The sequence below is a fragment of the Bradyrhizobium sp. SZCCHNR2028 genome, assembly GCF_032380995.1.
In the GTDB taxonomy this organism is placed as follows: Bacteria; Pseudomonadota; Alphaproteobacteria; order Rhizobiales; family Xanthobacteraceae; genus Bradyrhizobium.
In genome coordinates this window covers 603,225-619,550 of sequence record NZ_JAUHJF010000001.1, presented here as the reverse complement: position 1 = coordinate 619,550, position 16,326 = coordinate 603,225, and the positions used below count along the sequence as shown (strand labels likewise).

Genomic DNA, 16,326 nt, shown 5'->3' with positions numbered 1-16,326 from the left:
CATTTGCGTTACGATGGCTGCACGCATTGTCTCACGAGGTGTCCATGCACGATCTCACCCGCTGCGTTCAGCATCCTGCCGTGTCGCATGACGGCTTCACGTCGCTGGCCGTTCCCACCTATCGCGCCTCGACCATCGTCTATGACGATCCGCAGGACTTTGCCGGGCGCGCCGCGCGCGGCCTCGACGGCTACACCTATGGCCTGCACGGCACGCCGACGACACGGACGCTGGAAGCGCAGATCACCGCGCTGCATGGCGGCGAGCGCACGGTGCTGGTGCCGTCCGGACAGGCCGCGGTCGCGATCACGATGCTCGCCGTGCTCAAGCCCGGCGACACCGTGCTGATCCCCGATCACGTCTATCCGCCGGTGCGGCATCTGTGCGCCAATTATCTCGCCTCGCGCGGCATCGCGCATCGCGTCTATGATCCGCTGATCGGCGCCGGGATCGCCGATCTCATCGACGCCAGCACCAAGCTGGTCTGGCTGGAGTCGCCGGGCTCGGGCACGATGGAGGTGCAGGACGTGCCGGCGATCGCGCGGGCCGCGCGGGCGCGGGGCGTGCTCACCGGTTGCGACAACACCTGGGCGAGCCCGCTGCTGTTCAAGCCGCTGGCGCATGGCGTCGATTTCGCAGTGGAGGCGCTGACCAAATATGTCGGCGGTCATTCCGACCTGCTGCTCGGCTCGATCACGGTTGGGGATCTCGGCCTGCGCAAAGCGCTGAAGGAGGTGCTCGGCGTGCTCGGCATCGGCGTCTCGCCGGACGAGGCGGCGCTGGCGCTGCGCGGCATCGAGACGATGGGCGTGCGCATGGCGCATTCCGGCCGGGTCGCGCGCGAGTTCGCCGAGCGCCTGCAGGCCGCGCCGGCGGTCGCGCGCGTGCTGCATCCGGCGCTGCCGTCCTGTCCCGGCCACGAGATCTTCGCGCGCGACTTCAAGGCCGCGAGCACGGTGTTCAGCCTGGTGATCAAGCCGGAGTTCACGGCGCGAATTAATCCGGCGCTCGGCCATGTCCGCCTGTTCGCGATCGGCGCCTCCTGGGGCGGCACCCACAGCCTGATCGCGCCGATGGATGTGGTCGCCGACCGCACGGTGCGGCCGTGGAATGCCGCGGAAGGATTGGTGCGGCTCAGCATCGGACTCGAGGAGCCGGGCGAACTGTGGGACGACCTGTCGCGCTTTCTGGATGCGCTGGTGGCGGGCTGATCAGCCAGCGCTCAACCTGATCCCCGCGCGCAAGAATTTCTGCGGGTCGACGGCTTCGCCGTCGATGCGGGTCTCGTAGTGCAGATGCGGGCCGGTCGAGCGGCCTGTCGAGCCGACCTCGCCGATGATGTCGCCGATCTTCACCTGCTGACCGATCTTGACGTTGATCTCGGAGAGATGGCCGTAGCGGGTGGAGAGGCCGTTGCCGTGATCGACCTCGACCATGCGGCCATAGCCGCCGGCCCAGCCGGCATTGACCACCTTGCCGTTCGCGGTCACGCGAACCGGATCGCCGGTGGCAGCACGGAAGTCGAGACCGGTATGCATCGCGGGGCGGCCGACGAACGGATCCGAGCGCACGCCGAAGCCGGAGGTGAACTCGACCTCGCCGATGACCGGCTTGCGATAGGGTACCAGCGACAGCGCGCGGTTCATCTTCTCGACCTGGGCGCGGGTGATGCTGATGCGGTAGAGCTGACGCTCGAACGGACCGGATTCGGCGCCGAGCTTGACCGGCACGAACGGGCCGCCCATGCCGCCCTTCGGCGCGGCCGCCTCGAGCTGGCCCATGTCGAGGCCGAGGTCGGTGATGACGCCGCGCATCCGCCGCAGCTTCGATTCCAGCGTCTCCTCGGCCGAGGACAGCATCGCGATCTGCCGCGCCTCGACTTGGTCGAGCGAGCGCGTCAGCCGCGTCAGCACGCTGTCGACGCCGGCGAGCTTGGTCGATGGGTTCGGCTGCGCATTCGCCATCACGGGGCTGCGCGATTCGAGCCGGGCCTCGCGGTCCGGCGGCGCGGTGAAGATCACGGTGTCGCTGATCGGCGACGGTTTTGGCGCGGACGACGCCGACTCGGTTGCCGCGGGTCCGCGCGCCGGCAGACGGATCGAGCCGGTGACGTCGGGCATGCTACCCAGCGCGGTGGCGCGACCTTCGAGCGCGGTCTGGCGCTTCAGAATCTGGTCGAGCTTCTGGTCGAACTGTTCCTGGTCGAGCAGCTGGCGGCTGGTGGCGCGGTCGACCTTGGCGCGCAGCTCGGCGATGCGGTCCTCATAGGCGTATTGCATCTCGGCCTGGCGCGCGATCAGCCGCGTCAGCACGTCGTCGCGGAAGGCGAAATAGGTCGCGGTCGCCGCCGACCAGAGGCCGAGCAGGCTGACGGTGCCGACCACGATCCAGAACACCACGGGGCCGATGCGCACCTGCTTGCCGGCATGCACCAGCGTGTAGTCGCTCTGCGATGCGGCCGCGACCTGCGCCGGATGGCTGACGGGTGCACGCCGATGGTGGTGGGCGTGCCCGCGATCATGAGGATGGTGCTGGGGATATTCGGCGTGATGGCCGGAACGATACGACATCGGCACTCCCGCGCCGGCCGGAGATCGTCATTCCAGCGGCGTCATTTACGGGAGCGATTTGACCCCTGCATGGTTAATTTTCCGCCAACGCCGTCAGGCGCATTCTCAGAGCGCGCGCGTCGCAGCCAGCACCGCATCGGCGTGGCCGTCGACCTTGACGTTGCGCCACACTTTGGTGACGCGGCCGTCGGCGCCGATCAGGATGGTGCTTCGGATGATGCCGAGAAACTTGCGGCCATAGAGCGACTTCTCGCCCCAGGCGCCGTAGGCCCCCAGCATCTCGTGCGTCTCGTCCGAGATCAGGGGCACGGCGAGATCGTGCTTGTCGCGGAAATTGTCCTGTGCCTTGACCGAATCGGCGGAGACGCCGAGCACGGCGGCGCCGGCGGCGGCGAAGTCCTTCGACAGGCGGGTGAAGTCGATCGCCTCCTTGGTGCAGCCGGGCGTATTGGCCTTGGGATAGAAGAACAGCACGAGTTTCCGGCCGGCATAGTCGGCCAGCGAGACGGTTCCGCCGCCATCGCGCGGCAGCTTGAAGGCGGGCGCCTTGGCGCCCTCGGCGAGGCCCGTTCCGGCCGCAGCCGGCGTCGCGGGCTTGGCCTTCGCCGCCCCGGTTTTGGTGGGCGCGGCTTTGGTCGTCGCGGTCTTGGCGGAGGTCGTCTTGGCGGCTTTCGTCAATGCCGGTTTGGCCGTCTTCTTGGTGGCCTTCTTGGCCGCGGTGGCGAGCCGGTTCCCGTCAATCGCCCCGTAGGACGCCGGGTTGGAGGATTTCTTTTGTGATTCCTTTGACATACGCCTTCCTTTCGTCGCTTTCGGCGGCTCAAAAATGAAAGTATCTCGGTTCTTGTCCGGTGTCCCGGGATCGATCTGGCATCCGTGCTTCGCGGCGCGCAGGGGATCACGCCTCTTGCGATGAAGGGAAGATCATGGCTACCAGCAGGCGTGAGCACCAGCGCAGTCGAGCACAGTGCAATGACGACTCTCGTACCGTCCGGATCAGACGCTCCACCAAAAATTTCGTCCGGCGGTGGAGCGGCGCCGGTCCGCTGGCGCGAGCAGGTGGGCAAACCTGACGGCGGTGGGGTATGGTGACGGGGATTTCGCGCGTCGTCCGCGCCGCCGGCGTACCGCCGGCAGGCGTGTTGACAGCTCCCGCCGAAGCGTGACGGGATCATTGGGGGATCGGGCCCTGCCGGCAGTGAGCACGCGCGCAGCGTGAACGGGCTGGGCTACACCGGCGACCAACCTGGCCGAGGCCAGATTGGCACGAAATGTTTCGGACACGAGGGGCCGGCACCGAGAGGCAATGGCAAGACAGACATCACCCCACCGGCCCCATCTGCAAACGGACACCCAGGGCCAACAGTGGGATGAGGCCGACTGGGATGTGGCCGACCAGTACGAGGCCGCCGCCGAGCCCGACGAGAGGGCCGGGCAGCGCGGCCGCCGCCTGTTGTCGCGGTCCGATTCGGGCGAGAGCACCGGTCGATTCGGCGGATCGCGCCCGCGCGTGCCGGGCGGCCGCATGGTCAAGCGGGTCGTCGTCACGTTGGCATCGCTGATGCTGCTCGTGGGGCTCGGCTTCGCCGGCCTGTGGCTGCGGCTGGGTGCGGGCCCGATCAGCCTCGATCTGGCGACGCCGTGGCTCGCGGCGGCGATCGAGGACAATATCGGCCACGGCAACACTGTCGAGGTCGGCGGCACCCAGATCGAGCGCGCCGGCCGGATCCGGATCGCGGTCCGGATCCGCGATATCATCGTGCGCGATCAGGATCACGCCATCGTCGCCAGCGCGCCCAAGGCCGAGGTGCGGCTGTCCGGCGCTGCGCTGCTGATGGGCCAGCTGCGCGCCGAGAGCCTCAAGCTGGTCGACGCCGAGCTCGCGATCCGCATCACGCCGGACGGCACCGTCACCGTATCGACGGGTGAGACCAACAAGCCGCTGGCGACGGGCGTCGCCTCCAAGCGCGACGCCGGCCTGCCGCCGACATTCCCGCGGCCGGGACAGGCCGCGCCACCGCCCAATGCGCCGGGACCGCAGGCCGGCTCGCAGCCGTCAGCACCGACCACTTCGACTTTGCCTGCGACTGCCGCGCCGGCCGCTCCCCAGAACGGCCTGCTGGCCGGCCTCGACTGGCTCGACAGCCTCAGCCTGACCGGGCTCGATGGCCAGAACCTGAACGAGATCGGGTTGAAGAACGGCGTGCTGGTCGTCGACGACCAGCAGCGCGGCAACAAATGGACGTTCGAGAACATCAGCCTCAGCCTGCGCCGGCCGTCCGGCGGCGGGGTGGCGCTGAGCCTCGGCGAAGAGGGCGCCAAGCCGTGGCAGCTGCGCATTCTGGTCGGGCCGCAGGCCAACGGCGTGCGCACGGTCGACATCAAGGCTGACAAGGTCTCCACCAGCAACATCCTGCTGGCGATGCGCCTCAAGGATCTCACCTACATGGCGGACCTGCCCATGAGCGGCGAGATCAAGGGCGAGCTCGCGCGCGACGGGCTGCCGACCTATCTGCGCGGCAAGATCAACATCGGCGCGGGCAAGATCATCGACACCGATACGCCCGACTATCCGATGGCGATCGACTCCGCCGAGATCAGCATGGAATGGGATGCCGGGCGCCGCGTGCTGGTCGCGCCGTTGAAGGTGATCTCGGGCGCCAACCGCGTCACGCTCAACGCCAATCTCGAGCCGCCGAACGACACCGCAAACGACTGGCGGCTGGGTCTCAACGGCGGCACCATTCTGCTCGGCGCCATCGAAAACGAGCCGCCGCTGATCTTCAACCGCATCTCGATCAACTTCCGCTTCGACACCGAGGGCAAGCGCGTGCTGCTGACGCAGGCCGAGGTGTCCAACGGCGAGATCGGCGTCGCCGGCACCGGCAGCGTCGAATATGCCGGCGAGCCGCGGCTGAAGCTCGGCTTCGCGGCGACGCCGATGCCCGCGCTGGCGATGAAGCGGATCTGGCCGGCGCTGATCGTGCCGGAGGTGCGGGCCTGGATCATCGAGCGCATCGAACGCGGCTCGGTGCAGCGGATCGATGTCGCGGTCAACTCGCCGACGCGCAACCTGCCGCGCAAGGGGCCGCCGATTCCCGACGATGGTCTCGACGTCAACATCGTCGCCACCAATGTCACCGTGCATCCGGTCGACGGCCTGCCGTCGGTGCGCGATGCCGACGTGAAGGCGCATGTCACCGGCCGCACCGCGACGGTGACGATCGGGCAGGGCGTCGCGGATACGCCGGCCGGACGCAAGCTCAACTTCTCCGACGTCGTGTTCGAAGTGCCGGACATGGCGCCGAAGCCGTCGCCGTCGCGGGTACGCATGCGCGTCGAAGGTCAGGTCGCCGCTGCCGCCGAGATCCTCGCCTCCGACCGGCTCAACGATCTGTCGTCGATGCCGATCGATCCCAACCAGACCAAGGGAACGTTCCAGGCCAGCGTCAATCTCGCGATGCCGGTCAAGGGCGAACTGACCAAGGCCGACACCAGTTACGCGGTCACGGCCGATCTCAACGGCTTTGCCGCCGACAAGCTGGTGATGAACCAGAAGCTCGAGGCCAACACGCTCAAGATCGTGGCCAACACCGCCGGCTATCAGGTGAAGGGCGACGTCAAGATCAACGGCCAGCCGGCCACGCTCGACTATCGCAAGCCGACCGAGGGCGACGCCGACATCAAGATGCAGGCGATCCTCGACGATGCCAGCCGGGCCCGGCTCGGCATGGATCTGGGCACCGCGATCACCGGCAACGTGCCGCTCAAGCTCAATGGCAAGATCGCGGGCTCCAGCGATCGCGACAGCCGCATCGGCGTCGAGGCCGATCTGACCCAGCTCAAGCTCGACAACCTGCTGCCGGGCTGGGTGAAGAATCCGGGCAAATCGGGGAAGGCCACCTTCAACGTTGTCGCCAAGCAGCAATCGACACGCTTCGAGGACATCAGCATCGAAGGCGGCGGCGTCTCCATCAAGGGCTCGCTGGAAGTCGATCAGAACGGCGACCTGATGAACGCCAACTTTCCGACCTATTCGCCGTCGGAAGGCGACAAGACGCAGCTCAAGGCCGAGCGCGGCCAGGACGGCGTGCTGAAGCTGTCGATGCGTGGCGACGTGTTCGACGGCCGCGGCTTCCTGAAGTCGGCGATCTCGGGTACCAACAAGGACGCCGACAAGAACAAGGCGCGCTCGAACCTCGACTTCGACGCCGAGGTCAAGCTCGGCGCCGTCGCCGGCTTCAACGGCGAGGCGCTGCGTAGCGTCGACGTCAAGCTCTCCAGGCGCGGCGGTGCTTTCAAGAGCTTCAATCTGAGCGGAAAGGTCGGCCGCGACACGCCGGTGACGGCCGACCTGCGCATCGGCCGCGAGGCGCCCAGCGCCGATCCGCGGGCACGCCGCCAGGGCCGCGAGGTGATCTATCTGGTGACCAATGATGCCGGCGCGCTGCTGCGGTTCGCCGACACCTATTCCAAGATGGCAGGCGGCGAGCTGGAGCTTGCGATGGAGCCGCCGACGGCCGACACCAGCCCCAAGGAGGGCCTGGCGATCGTTCGCAACTTCACCGTCAGGGGTGAGCAGGCGCTGGATCGCGCTGCCTCAGGCGCCGCACAGGGCGCCTCGCAAGGCATCGCCTTCACCATGCTGCGCGCGGAGTTCACGCGGCAGAACGGGCTACTCTCGATCCGCGACGGCGTGGTCAAGGGACCGACGCTCGGCCTGACCATCGAAGGCAGCATCGACTACAACGTCAACCAGGTCCGGGCTTCGGGCACGATCGTGCCGCTGTACGGGCTGAACAACATGTTCAACCAGATCCCGATCGTCGGCCTGTTCCTTGGCGGCAGCAATGAGGGGCTGTTCGGCGTGACCTACGAGGTTGTGGGCACGCCGAGCCAGCCTGTGGTGCGCATCAATCCGATCTCGGCCATGCTGCCGGGCGTGACGCGCAAGATCATGGACTTCAACACCGGCAAGCAGCAATACCCGCCGGCGGAGCTGCCGCCGAACAATTGACGCCGCTGGTCGCGTCAGCGTTTGGCGACGCCGTTGTGGCGGATCGAAGCGGTCAGGCGGCTCTGACGCCCGCAAGGAAGGTGTCGACCTCGCGGGAGAGCTGCTCGGCCTGCTTGGAGAGGTTGCCGGCGGCGATCAGCACGTGGCCGGCGGCGCTTCCGGTCTCATTGGCCGCCGTCGAGACGCCGCCGATGTTGGCGGTGACCTCGCGGGTGGCCTGCGCCGTCTGGGTGACGTTGCGCGCGATCTCCGCCGTTGCGGTTCCCTGCTCCTCGATCGCCGATCCGATCGTCGCGGCGATCGCCGACACCTCCTCGATGGTCAGGGTGATGCCGTCGAGCGCGCCGACCGCTTCCCTGGTCGCGTTCTGGATCTGGGCGATGCGGTCGCCGATCTCCTGCGTGGCCTGCGCGGTCTGGTTGGCCAGGCTCTTCACCTCCGCTGCGACCACGGCGAAGCCGCGGCCGGCTTCGCCGGCGCGCGCGGCCTCGATCGTGGCGTTGAGCGCCAGCAGGTTGGTCTGGCCCGCGATGCTGGAGATCAACTCGGCAACGTGCTCGATCTGCTTGGCGCCGTCGGCCAGTGCGCGAACGATCCCGTCGGTGTGGCGCGCGCTTTCGACGGCGCGTCCGGTGACCTCGGCGGATTGGGCGACCTGACGGCTGATCTCGGTGATCGACGAGGTCAGCTCCTCCGCAGCGGTGGCGACCGTCTGCACGCGCGAGCTCGCTTCCGTCGCCGCGGAGCTGACGGCGGTGGCGCGCGCATTGGTGCTCTCTGCCGTGCCGGTCATCGATTTTGCCGTCGCCTCGAGCTCTCCGGCGCCGGACGCCATCAGGGCGACGAGCTGGCCGACGGAGGCATCGAAGCGGTCGGCCATCGCAATCAGCGCGTCGCGCTTGTCCGCTTCGCTACGCTGCTTGGATGCGGCCTGCTCCTGCTCCAGCATGCGCGCGGTGATCGCCGTCTTGCGCAGCACCTCCAGGGTCTCGGCCATGCGGCCGATCTCGTCGCCACGCTCGGTCTCGGCCACCGGCTGCTCGAGCCGCCCGCCGGCGATGTCCTGCATGCGATCCTTCAGCCGATGCAGCCCGCCGACCACGTTGTGCGAGATGAGGAAGGACAGGAGGCCGAGCAGCACGAGCAGCGCCGCGCCGATCCCCGCGAGCCGCATCAGCAGTGCATAGACATCCGCCTCGATGTCGTCGACATAGAGCCCGTAGCTCATGACGATGTTCCACGGCGCGAAGCTGCGGACGAAGACGACCTTCCTGAGCGGCTCGGTCTGGCCGGGCCGGGGATAGAGATAGGACGTCGTGCTGCCTTCGGGTTTCTGCTGCGCAGCCTTGATCTGCGCATCGGCGATCATGACGCCGTTGGCGTCCTTGGTGCCGAGGATCTTGCCTTCCAGCTTCTCGTTGGCGGCGTTCAGAAGAAGCGCCGAATCGGACGCGTTGTAGGCGATCGGATATCCCTGGCCGTTGTTGAACGTCATCCGACGCGCAAGATAGCGGAACTTGTTCTTGGCCTCGTCCACCGACATCTTTCCTGCCGCGACCTCCGTCTGCAGCGTCTCCGCGAGGCCGTAGACGAGGTCGACCGCCGTATGCATCTGGGTGATGCGGTCCTCCAGCATGCGCGCGCGGCTGAGCCAACCGGAGACGGCCACGATCGCGATCACCGTTGCGATCGCAAGGATCACCATGCTTGCAAGCTTGGTGCGGAACTTCATGCGGCTGAGCAGTGTCACGGCGTCCTCTTCGTTGTTGTTGCCGGAACAACTATCATCAAGCTGCTTACTAATCATGAATGCGGCTCTGTCGAGCCGAGTCCACTATGTGGACTGACGCGGCAATCAGGCGCGTCCCAGCACATCGTGCGCGGATGGCCCGACCGCAACTACGTGCGGAGGGCAGGAACCACGAGGAACGGGATCATGCCGATGACGACGCTCACAAGCGCGAGCAGAATGACGGCATCGTAGCCGTGGGTGAGATCGTGGATGACGCCGCCGCTCCACGATCCCAGCGCGGATCCGAGCCCGCTGCCGATCGTGATGGTGCCGTAGATGGTGCCGAGCCGCTTGCCGCGGAAGATCTTCATCGCGGTGGCCGACAGGAGCGGTCCGCGCGAGCCGATCATGCTGCCAAAGCAGACGACGAAGCCGGTGAGCAGGAAGATGTTCGGCGAGAATTGCAACGCCCACAGCATCAGGATTCCTGCGATCGATACGGCGTAGGAGAACAGCACCGACGGCCGTCGGCCGATCAACCCATCGAGGGCCGAGACGCCGAGCATGCCGAACAGCAGCACCACGCCCGAGAAGCCCCAGGCGGTGGCGGCCTGCAGCGGCGCGAAGCCGGCGTCGATCAGATAGGCGACGACCTGCGGTGCGATCGCATACATGCCAACGGCGGTGAAGAAGAAGGTTGAGAACAACGCCCAGAAGGCGTGATGGCGCAGCGCCCGCGACAAAGTCCAGGCATCGTCGGCGAGCTCGTCGGCGACGGGCCTGGTGATGTGGGGCGCGCCGGCGGCAAACAGCCGCCAGGGCAGCAGCGCCAGCGGCACCAGCAGAATGAAGGCGGCGGCGCCGAACGCCTGATATGTGCTGCGCCATCCGATCGCGTCGATCAGCAGTTGCGAGCCCGGCAGCAGGATCAGCACGCCGGCGCCGGTGGCGGAATAGATCACCGCCATCGCGGTCGGCAGCTTCTTGCCGAACCAGCGGCCCAGCAGGATCGAGTTGGGGACGTTGCCGATCAGCGCGATGCCGATGCCGACGCACAGGCCGATGCTGATCTGGAATTGCCACAGCGCCTGCGCGTGCGCGGCGGCCGTGAAGGCTGAACCAAGCAGCAGGAGGCCGAGCGCATAGACGGCGCGTGGTCCGGAGTGGTCGAACAGCCGCCCGATCAGCGGAGCGGCGAGGCCGCCGGCGAGCGCCGTCAGCGAATAGATCGAGACGACCTCGGAACGATCCCAGCCGAAGCTGTCGGAGATCGGCTTGAGAAAGACGGTGAAGCTTTCTCCCAGCCCGCGGCCGATCACCGATAGCGCAAAGCAGAGACCCAGCACCACGAACGCCATGCGCAGTCGTGGTGGAGCTGTCGGGGTTTCCTCGGCTTGCGCAGGCTCTCGCGGCGCGCTGCTCGTCATGCCGTCATGGGAGCGCCTTTCGGCCTTCCCTGACAAGCAGGCAAAAAGGAATGCGGCTATGCAGGCTTGACCAGCACGTGGCGCTTCTTGCCCAGCGACAGCTTGATCACGCCCTCGCTGGTCAGCGCCGCCGGCGTCAGCGCCATCTTCTCGTCGGTGACCGCAACGTCGTTGACGCGCAGGCCACCGCCCTTGATCTGCCGCCGCGCCTCGCCGTTGGAGCCGACGAGGCCGGCCTTGACGAAGGCGTTGAGCACGCCAAGGCCGGCGTCGAGCTCGGCCTGCGGCACCTCGACCGTCGGCAGGTTCTCGGCGATGGCGCCTTCCTCGAAGGTGCGGCGGGCGGTCTCGGCAGCGGTGCGCGCCGCCTCTTCGCCATGCAGCAAGGTGGTGGCCGCATCGGCCAGTGCCTTCTTGGCCTCGTTGATCTCGGCGCCCTGCAGTGCAGCGAGCTTCTCGATTTCGGACAGCGGCAGCGTGGTGAACAGCTTGAGGAACTTGACGACGTCGGCGTCCTCGGTGTTGCGCCAGTACTGCCAGAAATCATACGGGCTGCACTGGTCGGCATTGAGCCAGATCGCGCCCTGCGCGGTCTTGCCCATCTTGGCGCCGGACGCGGTGGTCAAGAGCGGCGTGGTCAGCGCGAACAGCTGCTCGGTGCCCATGCGGCGGCCGAGCTCGACGCCGTTGACGATGTTGCCCCACTGATCGGAGCCCCCCATCTGCAGCCGGCAGCCGGTGCGCCGCGCCAGCTCGACGAAGTCGTAGGCCTGGCAGACCATGTAGTTGAACTCGATGAAGCTCATCTCCTGCTCGCGCTCGAGCCGCAGCTTGACCGAGTCCATGGTCAGCATGCGGTTGACCGAGAAGTGCCGGCCGATGTCGCGCAGCATCTCGATCCATTTCAGCTGCGTCAGCCATTCGGCATTGTCGAGCATGATGGCGTCGGTGGCGCCATCGCCGTAGCGCAGCACCTTGGCAAACACGCCGCGGATCGACGCCTTGTTGGCCTCGATCTCCTCGACCGTGCGCATCGCGCGGGTCTCGTCCTTGCCGGAGGGATCGCCGACCATCGTCGTGCCGCCGCCCATCAGGGTGATCGGCTTGTTCCCGGTCTGCTGCAGCCAGTACAGCATCATCATGGTCAGGAAGTTGCCGATGTGCAGCGAGCGTGCGGTGCAGTCGTAGCCGACATAGGCGGTCGCCTGGCCCTTGGCGGCGAGGGCATCCAGCCCCTCGAAATCCGAACACTGATGAATGAACCCGCGGCTCTGCAGCACGTTCAGGAAATCAGACTTGAAGCCAGTCATTGTCGGCGACTCTGAGCATTTGTTTACGGTATTGACCGCTTGTCGCGGGGACGTGCGGGGGGCACATGCCACGGATACGGGCGTTGTGGCATTATAAGATGCGCCGGGCTTGTACAAGCATGTGCACGGCCTGGGCGGGACCTCAAATCGGCCGTACTTGGCAAGCAGGGCAGGGTTTTTAGGTTCGACTGCAATGATTCTGACCGCACTTGGCCTCATGAGTGGCACCTCGCTCGACGGGGTGGACGTGGCCCTGATCGAGACCGATGGGCGGCAGATCAAGAGCCTCGGTCCCTCGGGCTACCGGGCCTATAGCGCTGCGGAGCGCAGCCTGCTGCGCGAGGCGCTCGCCGATGCGGTGCAGATCGAGCGGCGCGATGCGCGCCCCGGACGGGTGCGCGACGCCGAGCGCGTCGTGACGGTGGCGCATGCCGAGGCGGTCGCCGCGTTCCTGGCGCAGCACCGGCTGAAGCCCGAGGACATCGATATCATCGGCTTTCATGGCCAGACCGTGCTGCACCGCCCCGAACGCCGCCTGACCGTGCAGATCGGCGACGCGGCCGCGCTCGCCAAGTCCGTCCATATCCCGGTGATGCACGATTTCCGCGCTGCCGACGTCGATTTCGGCGGGCAGGGCGCGCCGTTCGTGCCGGTCTATCACCGCGCCCTGGCGCAATCGCTGTCGCGCGCGGGGCCGATCGCCGTGGTCAATATCGGCGGCGTCTCCAACATCACCTATATCGACGGCGACGACGTGCTGATCGCCTGCGACACCGGTCCCGGGAATGCGCTGCTCGACGACTTCATGCACCGGACCACGGGCCAAGCATTCGATCAGGATGGCCGCGTGGCGGAGCAGGGCAACCCGGACGAGGCCTGGATCACCAGCGCGCTGGAAATGCCCTTTTTCGCGCTGCCGCCGCCGAAATCTCTCGACCGCAACGATTTTGCCGCGCTGAAGCTGGGCGATGTGAAGCCGGCGGACGGGGCCGCGACCCTGACGGCGTTCACGGCCGCAGCGATTGCCCGCATCATCCCGCTGCTGCCGAAGCCGCCGGCGAGCTGGATCGTCTGCGGCGGCGGCGCCCGCAACCATACCATGATGCGGATGCTGCGCGAGCGTGTCGCGCCGGCGAGCGTCGAATCGGCCGATGCGCTGGGCTGGTCGGCGGACGCCATCGAGGCCCAGGCGTTTGGCTTCCTGGCGGTACGCGGCATGAAGGGCCTGCCGCTGAGCTATCCCACTACCACAGGCGTGCCGTTTCCGATGACCGGCGGGGTCATTGCGCGCCCTTGATTCATGCAATTGCATGAACCTTGACAGTTCGATGCGTATGCATCTAGTTTGATGCATCTGCATCAAACTGCCGAGGATGTCATGGCGCCTGTCCTGAAGCTGATCAGCCACAAGCTCTGCCCCTATGTGCAACGCGCCGTCATTGCGCTGAACGAAAAGGGCGTCGCATTCGAGCGGATCGACATCGATCTCGCCAACAAGCCCGACTGGTTCCTGAAGATCTCGCCGCTCGGCAAGGTGCCGGTGCTGGTGGTACCCTTGGGCCAGGGCGAGGTGGCGCTGTTCGAGAGCAACGTGATCTGCGAGTACATCGAGGAGACGCAGCCGGCTGTGAGGCTGCATCCCGAGGACGCGCTGGTCCGCGCGCAGCATCGGGCCTGGATGGAGTTCGGCTCAGCGATCCTCGGCGATCTCTGGGGCCTGGAGACGACGCAGGATGCCGCATTGTTCGCCGCCAAGCGCGAGGCGCTGACGGCGAAGTTTGCTCGCGTCGAGGATGCGCTGGGCGAGGGGCCGTATTTTGCCGGCGCGCGTTTCAGCCTGGTCGACGCCGTGTTCGCGCCGATCTTCCGCTACTTCGATGTGTTCGATGCGTACGGTGATCTCGGCATCTTTGCGTCCACGCCGAAAGTTCGGGCGTGGCGCGATCAACTCGCGCAGCGGCCGAGCGTGAGGACGGCGGTCAGCGTCGACTATCCGCAGCTGCTGCGCGCGTTCCTCGCGCGGCACGATGCGTATTTGTTGAAGCAGGCGGCGTAGAGAGGCACGACGTTGTCATGGAAGGTGCCGGCTCCACTCGCAGCGTCATCGTCCGCGCAGGCGGACGATCAAGTATTCCGAGACGCCGGTGACGAACTGAGAAGCCGCGGCGCACTGGATCACCCGCCTGCGGACGATGACGGCGGAGGATGTGGCGGCAGTTCGTAGTTCGTAGGGTGGGCAAAGCCGCAGGCGTGCCCACCATTGTCTCCGAGCCGCCAAATGAAGATGGTGGGCGCGGCGCGTTGCGACCATCCGCGTTGACGGAGTGTCGGACGCGCCTTTGCCCACCCTACAGATCGAGGGCTTTGCAACGACGCGCCGACCTCACCTCACATTGGCGAGGCGCATGTCGAGATAGGCGGTGATGGTTTCCATCAGCGGCTCGAGCTTGCCGTCGAAGAAGTGGTTGGCGCCGGGGATGACCTGCTGGTCGATCACGATGCCCTTCTGCGTCTTCAGCTTCTCGACCAGCGTGTTGACGTCCTTGGGCGGCACCACCGCGTCGCGCTCGCCATGCACGATCAGCCCGGAGGACGGGCAGGGCGCCAGGAACGAGAAGTCGTAGAGATTGGCGGGCGGGGCGATCGAGATGAAGCCCTCGACCTCCGGGCGGCGCATCAAAAGCTGCATGCCGATCCAGGCGCCGAACGAGAACCCGGCGACCCAGCAGGCGCGAGCCTCGGGGTTGATGGTCTGCGCCCAATCGAGCGCGGAGGCCGCATCGGACAGCTCGCCGGTGCCGTGATCGAACGAACCCTGGCTGCGGCCGACGCCGCGGAAATTGAAGCGCAGCACCGAGAAGCCGCGATGCGCGAAGGCGTAGTAGCACTGGTACACGATCTGATGGTTCATCGTGCCGTGGAACTGCGGATGCGGATGCAGGATCATCGCGATCGGCGCGTTCTTCTGCTTCGCCGGATGGTAACGGCCTTCGAGGCGGCCGGCCGGACCGTTGAAGATGACTTCAGGCATCAGAGAATCCTTGGCAGAGCGTCGACCGACTTCGTCCGAGCTTCATCTGGCGCCTCGCCGACGAATTCCGCAGGACAAGTGGTGATCGAGCGCCATCCGTTCGCTTGGACGGAGCAGCGCTGGCGTGACTGGAAGTTGGCCTTCTAGCATGGAGCGCGGGGCAAAAAGCAAGGATTTTCAACGCCCGGCAAGGCGGCTGCGGCAGGGATGCAGACCGGGCCGCCGATACAGCGGCGGGGCGAAGCGGCCGCGGAACGTCATCCGAATGCGCCTGCAATTCTATGAAAATACTGGCGTTTTCGTCTGCAGCCCGGCCGTTCAGCGCAGCGACGCCGTCTGCTCCAGCTGCGCAACGGCGCTGCGATAGCGGCGGCTGCCCTGCACGGATTGTCCGTTGTCGAAGGTCAGGCCGAAATCGCCCGTTGGCAGGACCGAAAGCGCGGCGACCCGGGCCATGTTGACCAGCCGGCCGCGGTGGATGCGGACGAGCGCGAAGCGGGCGAGCTCGACCTCGGCGGCCGACAAGGTGCCGCGGATGAGATGCCGCCTGCCGTCGGCCATGGCATATTCGACGTAGTTGCCGGCCGCGGCCACCCACAGGATGTCGGCCGGCGAGATGCGGATGCGGCTCGGGCCGTCGCGCAGCCAGAGCGTGGCAGGGGCAGGAGGCTCGGATCGCCGTGTCGGCTCTCGGACAGCGCTCGCGCGATAGCCGTCGTACAGCCAGAGCGTGCCACCGATGAGCAGCGCCGTCATGACGTCCTTGCGGAACTCGTACACGATGGTGGCAAGGGAGAGCTGGAAGTCGTACGCGCCGCCCGCGGTCCACATCAGCAGCTTGCGCAGCGTCACCATGCCGATCATGTGAAGCGCAGAGAAGGCGACGACGACGGCGGCGACGGCGAGCGCGATATGACGTGCCATGGCGGCCGGGCCCAGCCGGATGGAACGAACGGTGGCGACCGGCAGCGGCGCCAGCAGGATGATGACGACAATGCTCGTCATTTCCCACAGCAACTGCTTTTCCAGATCATAGGCCGCGCCCCGCCTGACGGCATCGTGGGCGGCGGAAAGGGCGTTGACGACGCCGATGCCGAGCGAGAGCCCGGCCATGATCGCGTAGAAGGTACGATCATTCGGACGCAGCATCGAGCCGACAAGCTTGTTCATGGCACCGGACCCGCTATCTCAATCTCGCGCCCGACGATATCACGCTGGCCGTCGCGCATCATCATGGCG

At 66.7% G+C, this 16,326-nt stretch carries 11 protein-coding genes; 4 read left to right on the top strand and 7 right to left on the bottom strand.

The window, feature by feature from the left end:
• Positions 1 to 44 precede the first annotated feature (44 nt).
• Positions 45 to 1,211, top strand: coding sequence for a trans-sulfuration enzyme family protein (locus tag QX121_RS02830; RefSeq protein WP_315737794.1), 1,167 nt, complete (start codon positions 45 to 47; stop codon positions 1,209 to 1,211).
• On the opposite strand, the gene QX121_RS02825 is transcribed toward QX121_RS02830, so the two are convergent.
• The gene (locus QX121_RS02825; protein WP_315811113.1) at positions 1,212 to 2,570 is read right to left on the bottom strand and encodes a peptidoglycan DD-metalloendopeptidase family protein; all 1,359 of its coding nucleotides are present in this window, start codon (positions 2,568 to 2,570) and stop codon (positions 1,212 to 1,214) included.
• 105 nt (positions 2,571 to 2,675) lie between these two features.
• Positions 2,676 to 3,362: a peroxiredoxin gene (locus QX121_RS02820; RefSeq protein ID WP_315811112.1), complete on the bottom strand. Its 687-nt coding sequence runs from the start codon at positions 3,360 to 3,362 to the stop codon at positions 2,676 to 2,678.
• Between the two features lie 514 nt (positions 3,363 to 3,876).
• Here QX121_RS02820 and QX121_RS02815 point away from each other — a divergent pair.
• Positions 3,877 to 7,587: a DUF3971 domain-containing protein gene (locus QX121_RS02815; RefSeq protein ID WP_315811111.1), complete on the top strand. Its 3,711-nt coding sequence runs from the start codon at positions 3,877 to 3,879 to the stop codon at positions 7,585 to 7,587.
• A 52-nt stretch (positions 7,588 to 7,639) separates the two neighbouring features.
• Here QX121_RS02815 and QX121_RS02810 read toward each other — a convergent pair whose 3' ends face one another.
• The 3 genes from QX121_RS02810 to tyrS all read right to left on the bottom strand — a co-directional run bounded on the left by QX121_RS02810 (position 7,640) and on the right by tyrS (position 12,056).
• A complete protein-coding gene (locus QX121_RS02810; protein WP_315811110.1) occupies positions 7,640 to 9,337 on the bottom strand; it encodes a methyl-accepting chemotaxis protein in 1,698 nt (565 codons plus the stop codon).
• 149 nt (positions 9,338 to 9,486) lie between these two features.
• Positions 9,487 to 10,746, bottom strand: a complete 1,260-nt coding sequence (locus QX121_RS02805) for an MFS transporter (RefSeq protein WP_315811109.1) — start codon at positions 10,744 to 10,746, stop codon at positions 9,487 to 9,489.
• A gap of 56 nt (positions 10,747 to 10,802) precedes the next feature.
• Positions 10,803 to 12,056, bottom strand: a complete 1,254-nt coding sequence (gene tyrS, locus QX121_RS02800) for a tyrosine--tRNA ligase (RefSeq protein WP_315737800.1) — start codon at positions 12,054 to 12,056, stop codon at positions 10,803 to 10,805.
• A 193-nt stretch (positions 12,057 to 12,249) separates the two neighbouring features.
• On the opposite strand from tyrS, the gene QX121_RS02795 reads away from it, so the two are divergent.
• Both QX121_RS02795 and QX121_RS02790 read left to right on the top strand, forming a co-directional pair.
• Entirely contained in the window at positions 12,250 to 13,353 is a 1,104-nt protein-coding gene (locus tag QX121_RS02795) for an anhydro-N-acetylmuramic acid kinase (protein ID WP_315737801.1), read from the top strand.
• Positions 13,354 to 13,434: 81 nt separating this feature from the next.
• Positions 13,435 to 14,112, top strand: a complete 678-nt coding sequence (locus QX121_RS02790) for a glutathione S-transferase family protein (protein WP_315811108.1) — start codon at positions 13,435 to 13,437, stop codon at positions 14,110 to 14,112.
• A gap of 327 nt (positions 14,113 to 14,439) precedes the next feature.
• On the opposite strand, the gene QX121_RS02785 is transcribed toward QX121_RS02790, so the two are convergent.
• Both QX121_RS02785 and QX121_RS02780 read right to left on the bottom strand, forming a co-directional pair.
• Positions 14,440 to 15,087: an alpha/beta hydrolase gene (locus QX121_RS02785; RefSeq protein ID WP_008971476.1), complete on the bottom strand. Its 648-nt coding sequence runs from the start codon at positions 15,085 to 15,087 to the stop codon at positions 14,440 to 14,442.
• Positions 15,088 to 15,405: 318 nt separating this feature from the next.
• Positions 15,406 to 16,257, bottom strand: a complete 852-nt coding sequence (locus tag QX121_RS02780; RefSeq protein ID WP_315811107.1) for a LytTR family DNA-binding domain-containing protein — start codon at positions 16,255 to 16,257, stop codon at positions 15,406 to 15,408.
• Positions 16,258 to 16,326 lie beyond the last annotated feature (69 nt).

Bases quoted from the DNA above. Each gene is read 5' to 3' on its own strand.
- QX121_RS02830 (WP_315737794.1), top strand. From the start codon at position 45: ATGCACGATCTCACCCGCTGCGTTCAGCATCCTGCCGTGTCGCATGAC.
- QX121_RS02825 (WP_315811113.1), bottom strand. From the start codon at position 2,570: ATGTCGTATCGTTCCGGCCATCACGCCGAATATCCCCAGCACCATCCT.
- QX121_RS02820 (WP_315811112.1), bottom strand. From the start codon at position 3,362: ATGTCAAAGGAATCACAAAAGAAATCCTCCAACCCGGCGTCCTACGGG.
- QX121_RS02815 (WP_315811111.1), top strand. From the start codon at position 3,877: ATGGCAAGACAGACATCACCCCACCGGCCCCATCTGCAAACGGACACC.
- QX121_RS02805 (WP_315811109.1), bottom strand. From the start codon at position 10,746: ATGACGAGCAGCGCGCCGCGAGAGCCTGCGCAAGCCGAGGAAACCCCG.
- tyrS (WP_315737800.1), bottom strand. From the start codon at position 12,056: ATGACTGGCTTCAAGTCTGATTTCCTGAACGTGCTGCAGAGCCGCGGG.
- QX121_RS02795 (WP_315737801.1), top strand. From the start codon at position 12,250: ATGATTCTGACCGCACTTGGCCTCATGAGTGGCACCTCGCTCGACGGG.
- QX121_RS02790 (WP_315811108.1), top strand. From the start codon at position 13,435: ATGGCGCCTGTCCTGAAGCTGATCAGCCACAAGCTCTGCCCCTATGTG.
- QX121_RS02785 (WP_008971476.1), bottom strand. From the start codon at position 15,087: ATGCCTGAAGTCATCTTCAACGGTCCGGCCGGCCGCCTCGAAGGCCGT.
- QX121_RS02780 (WP_315811107.1), bottom strand. From the start codon at position 16,257: ATGAACAAGCTTGTCGGCTCGATGCTGCGTCCGAATGATCGTACCTTC.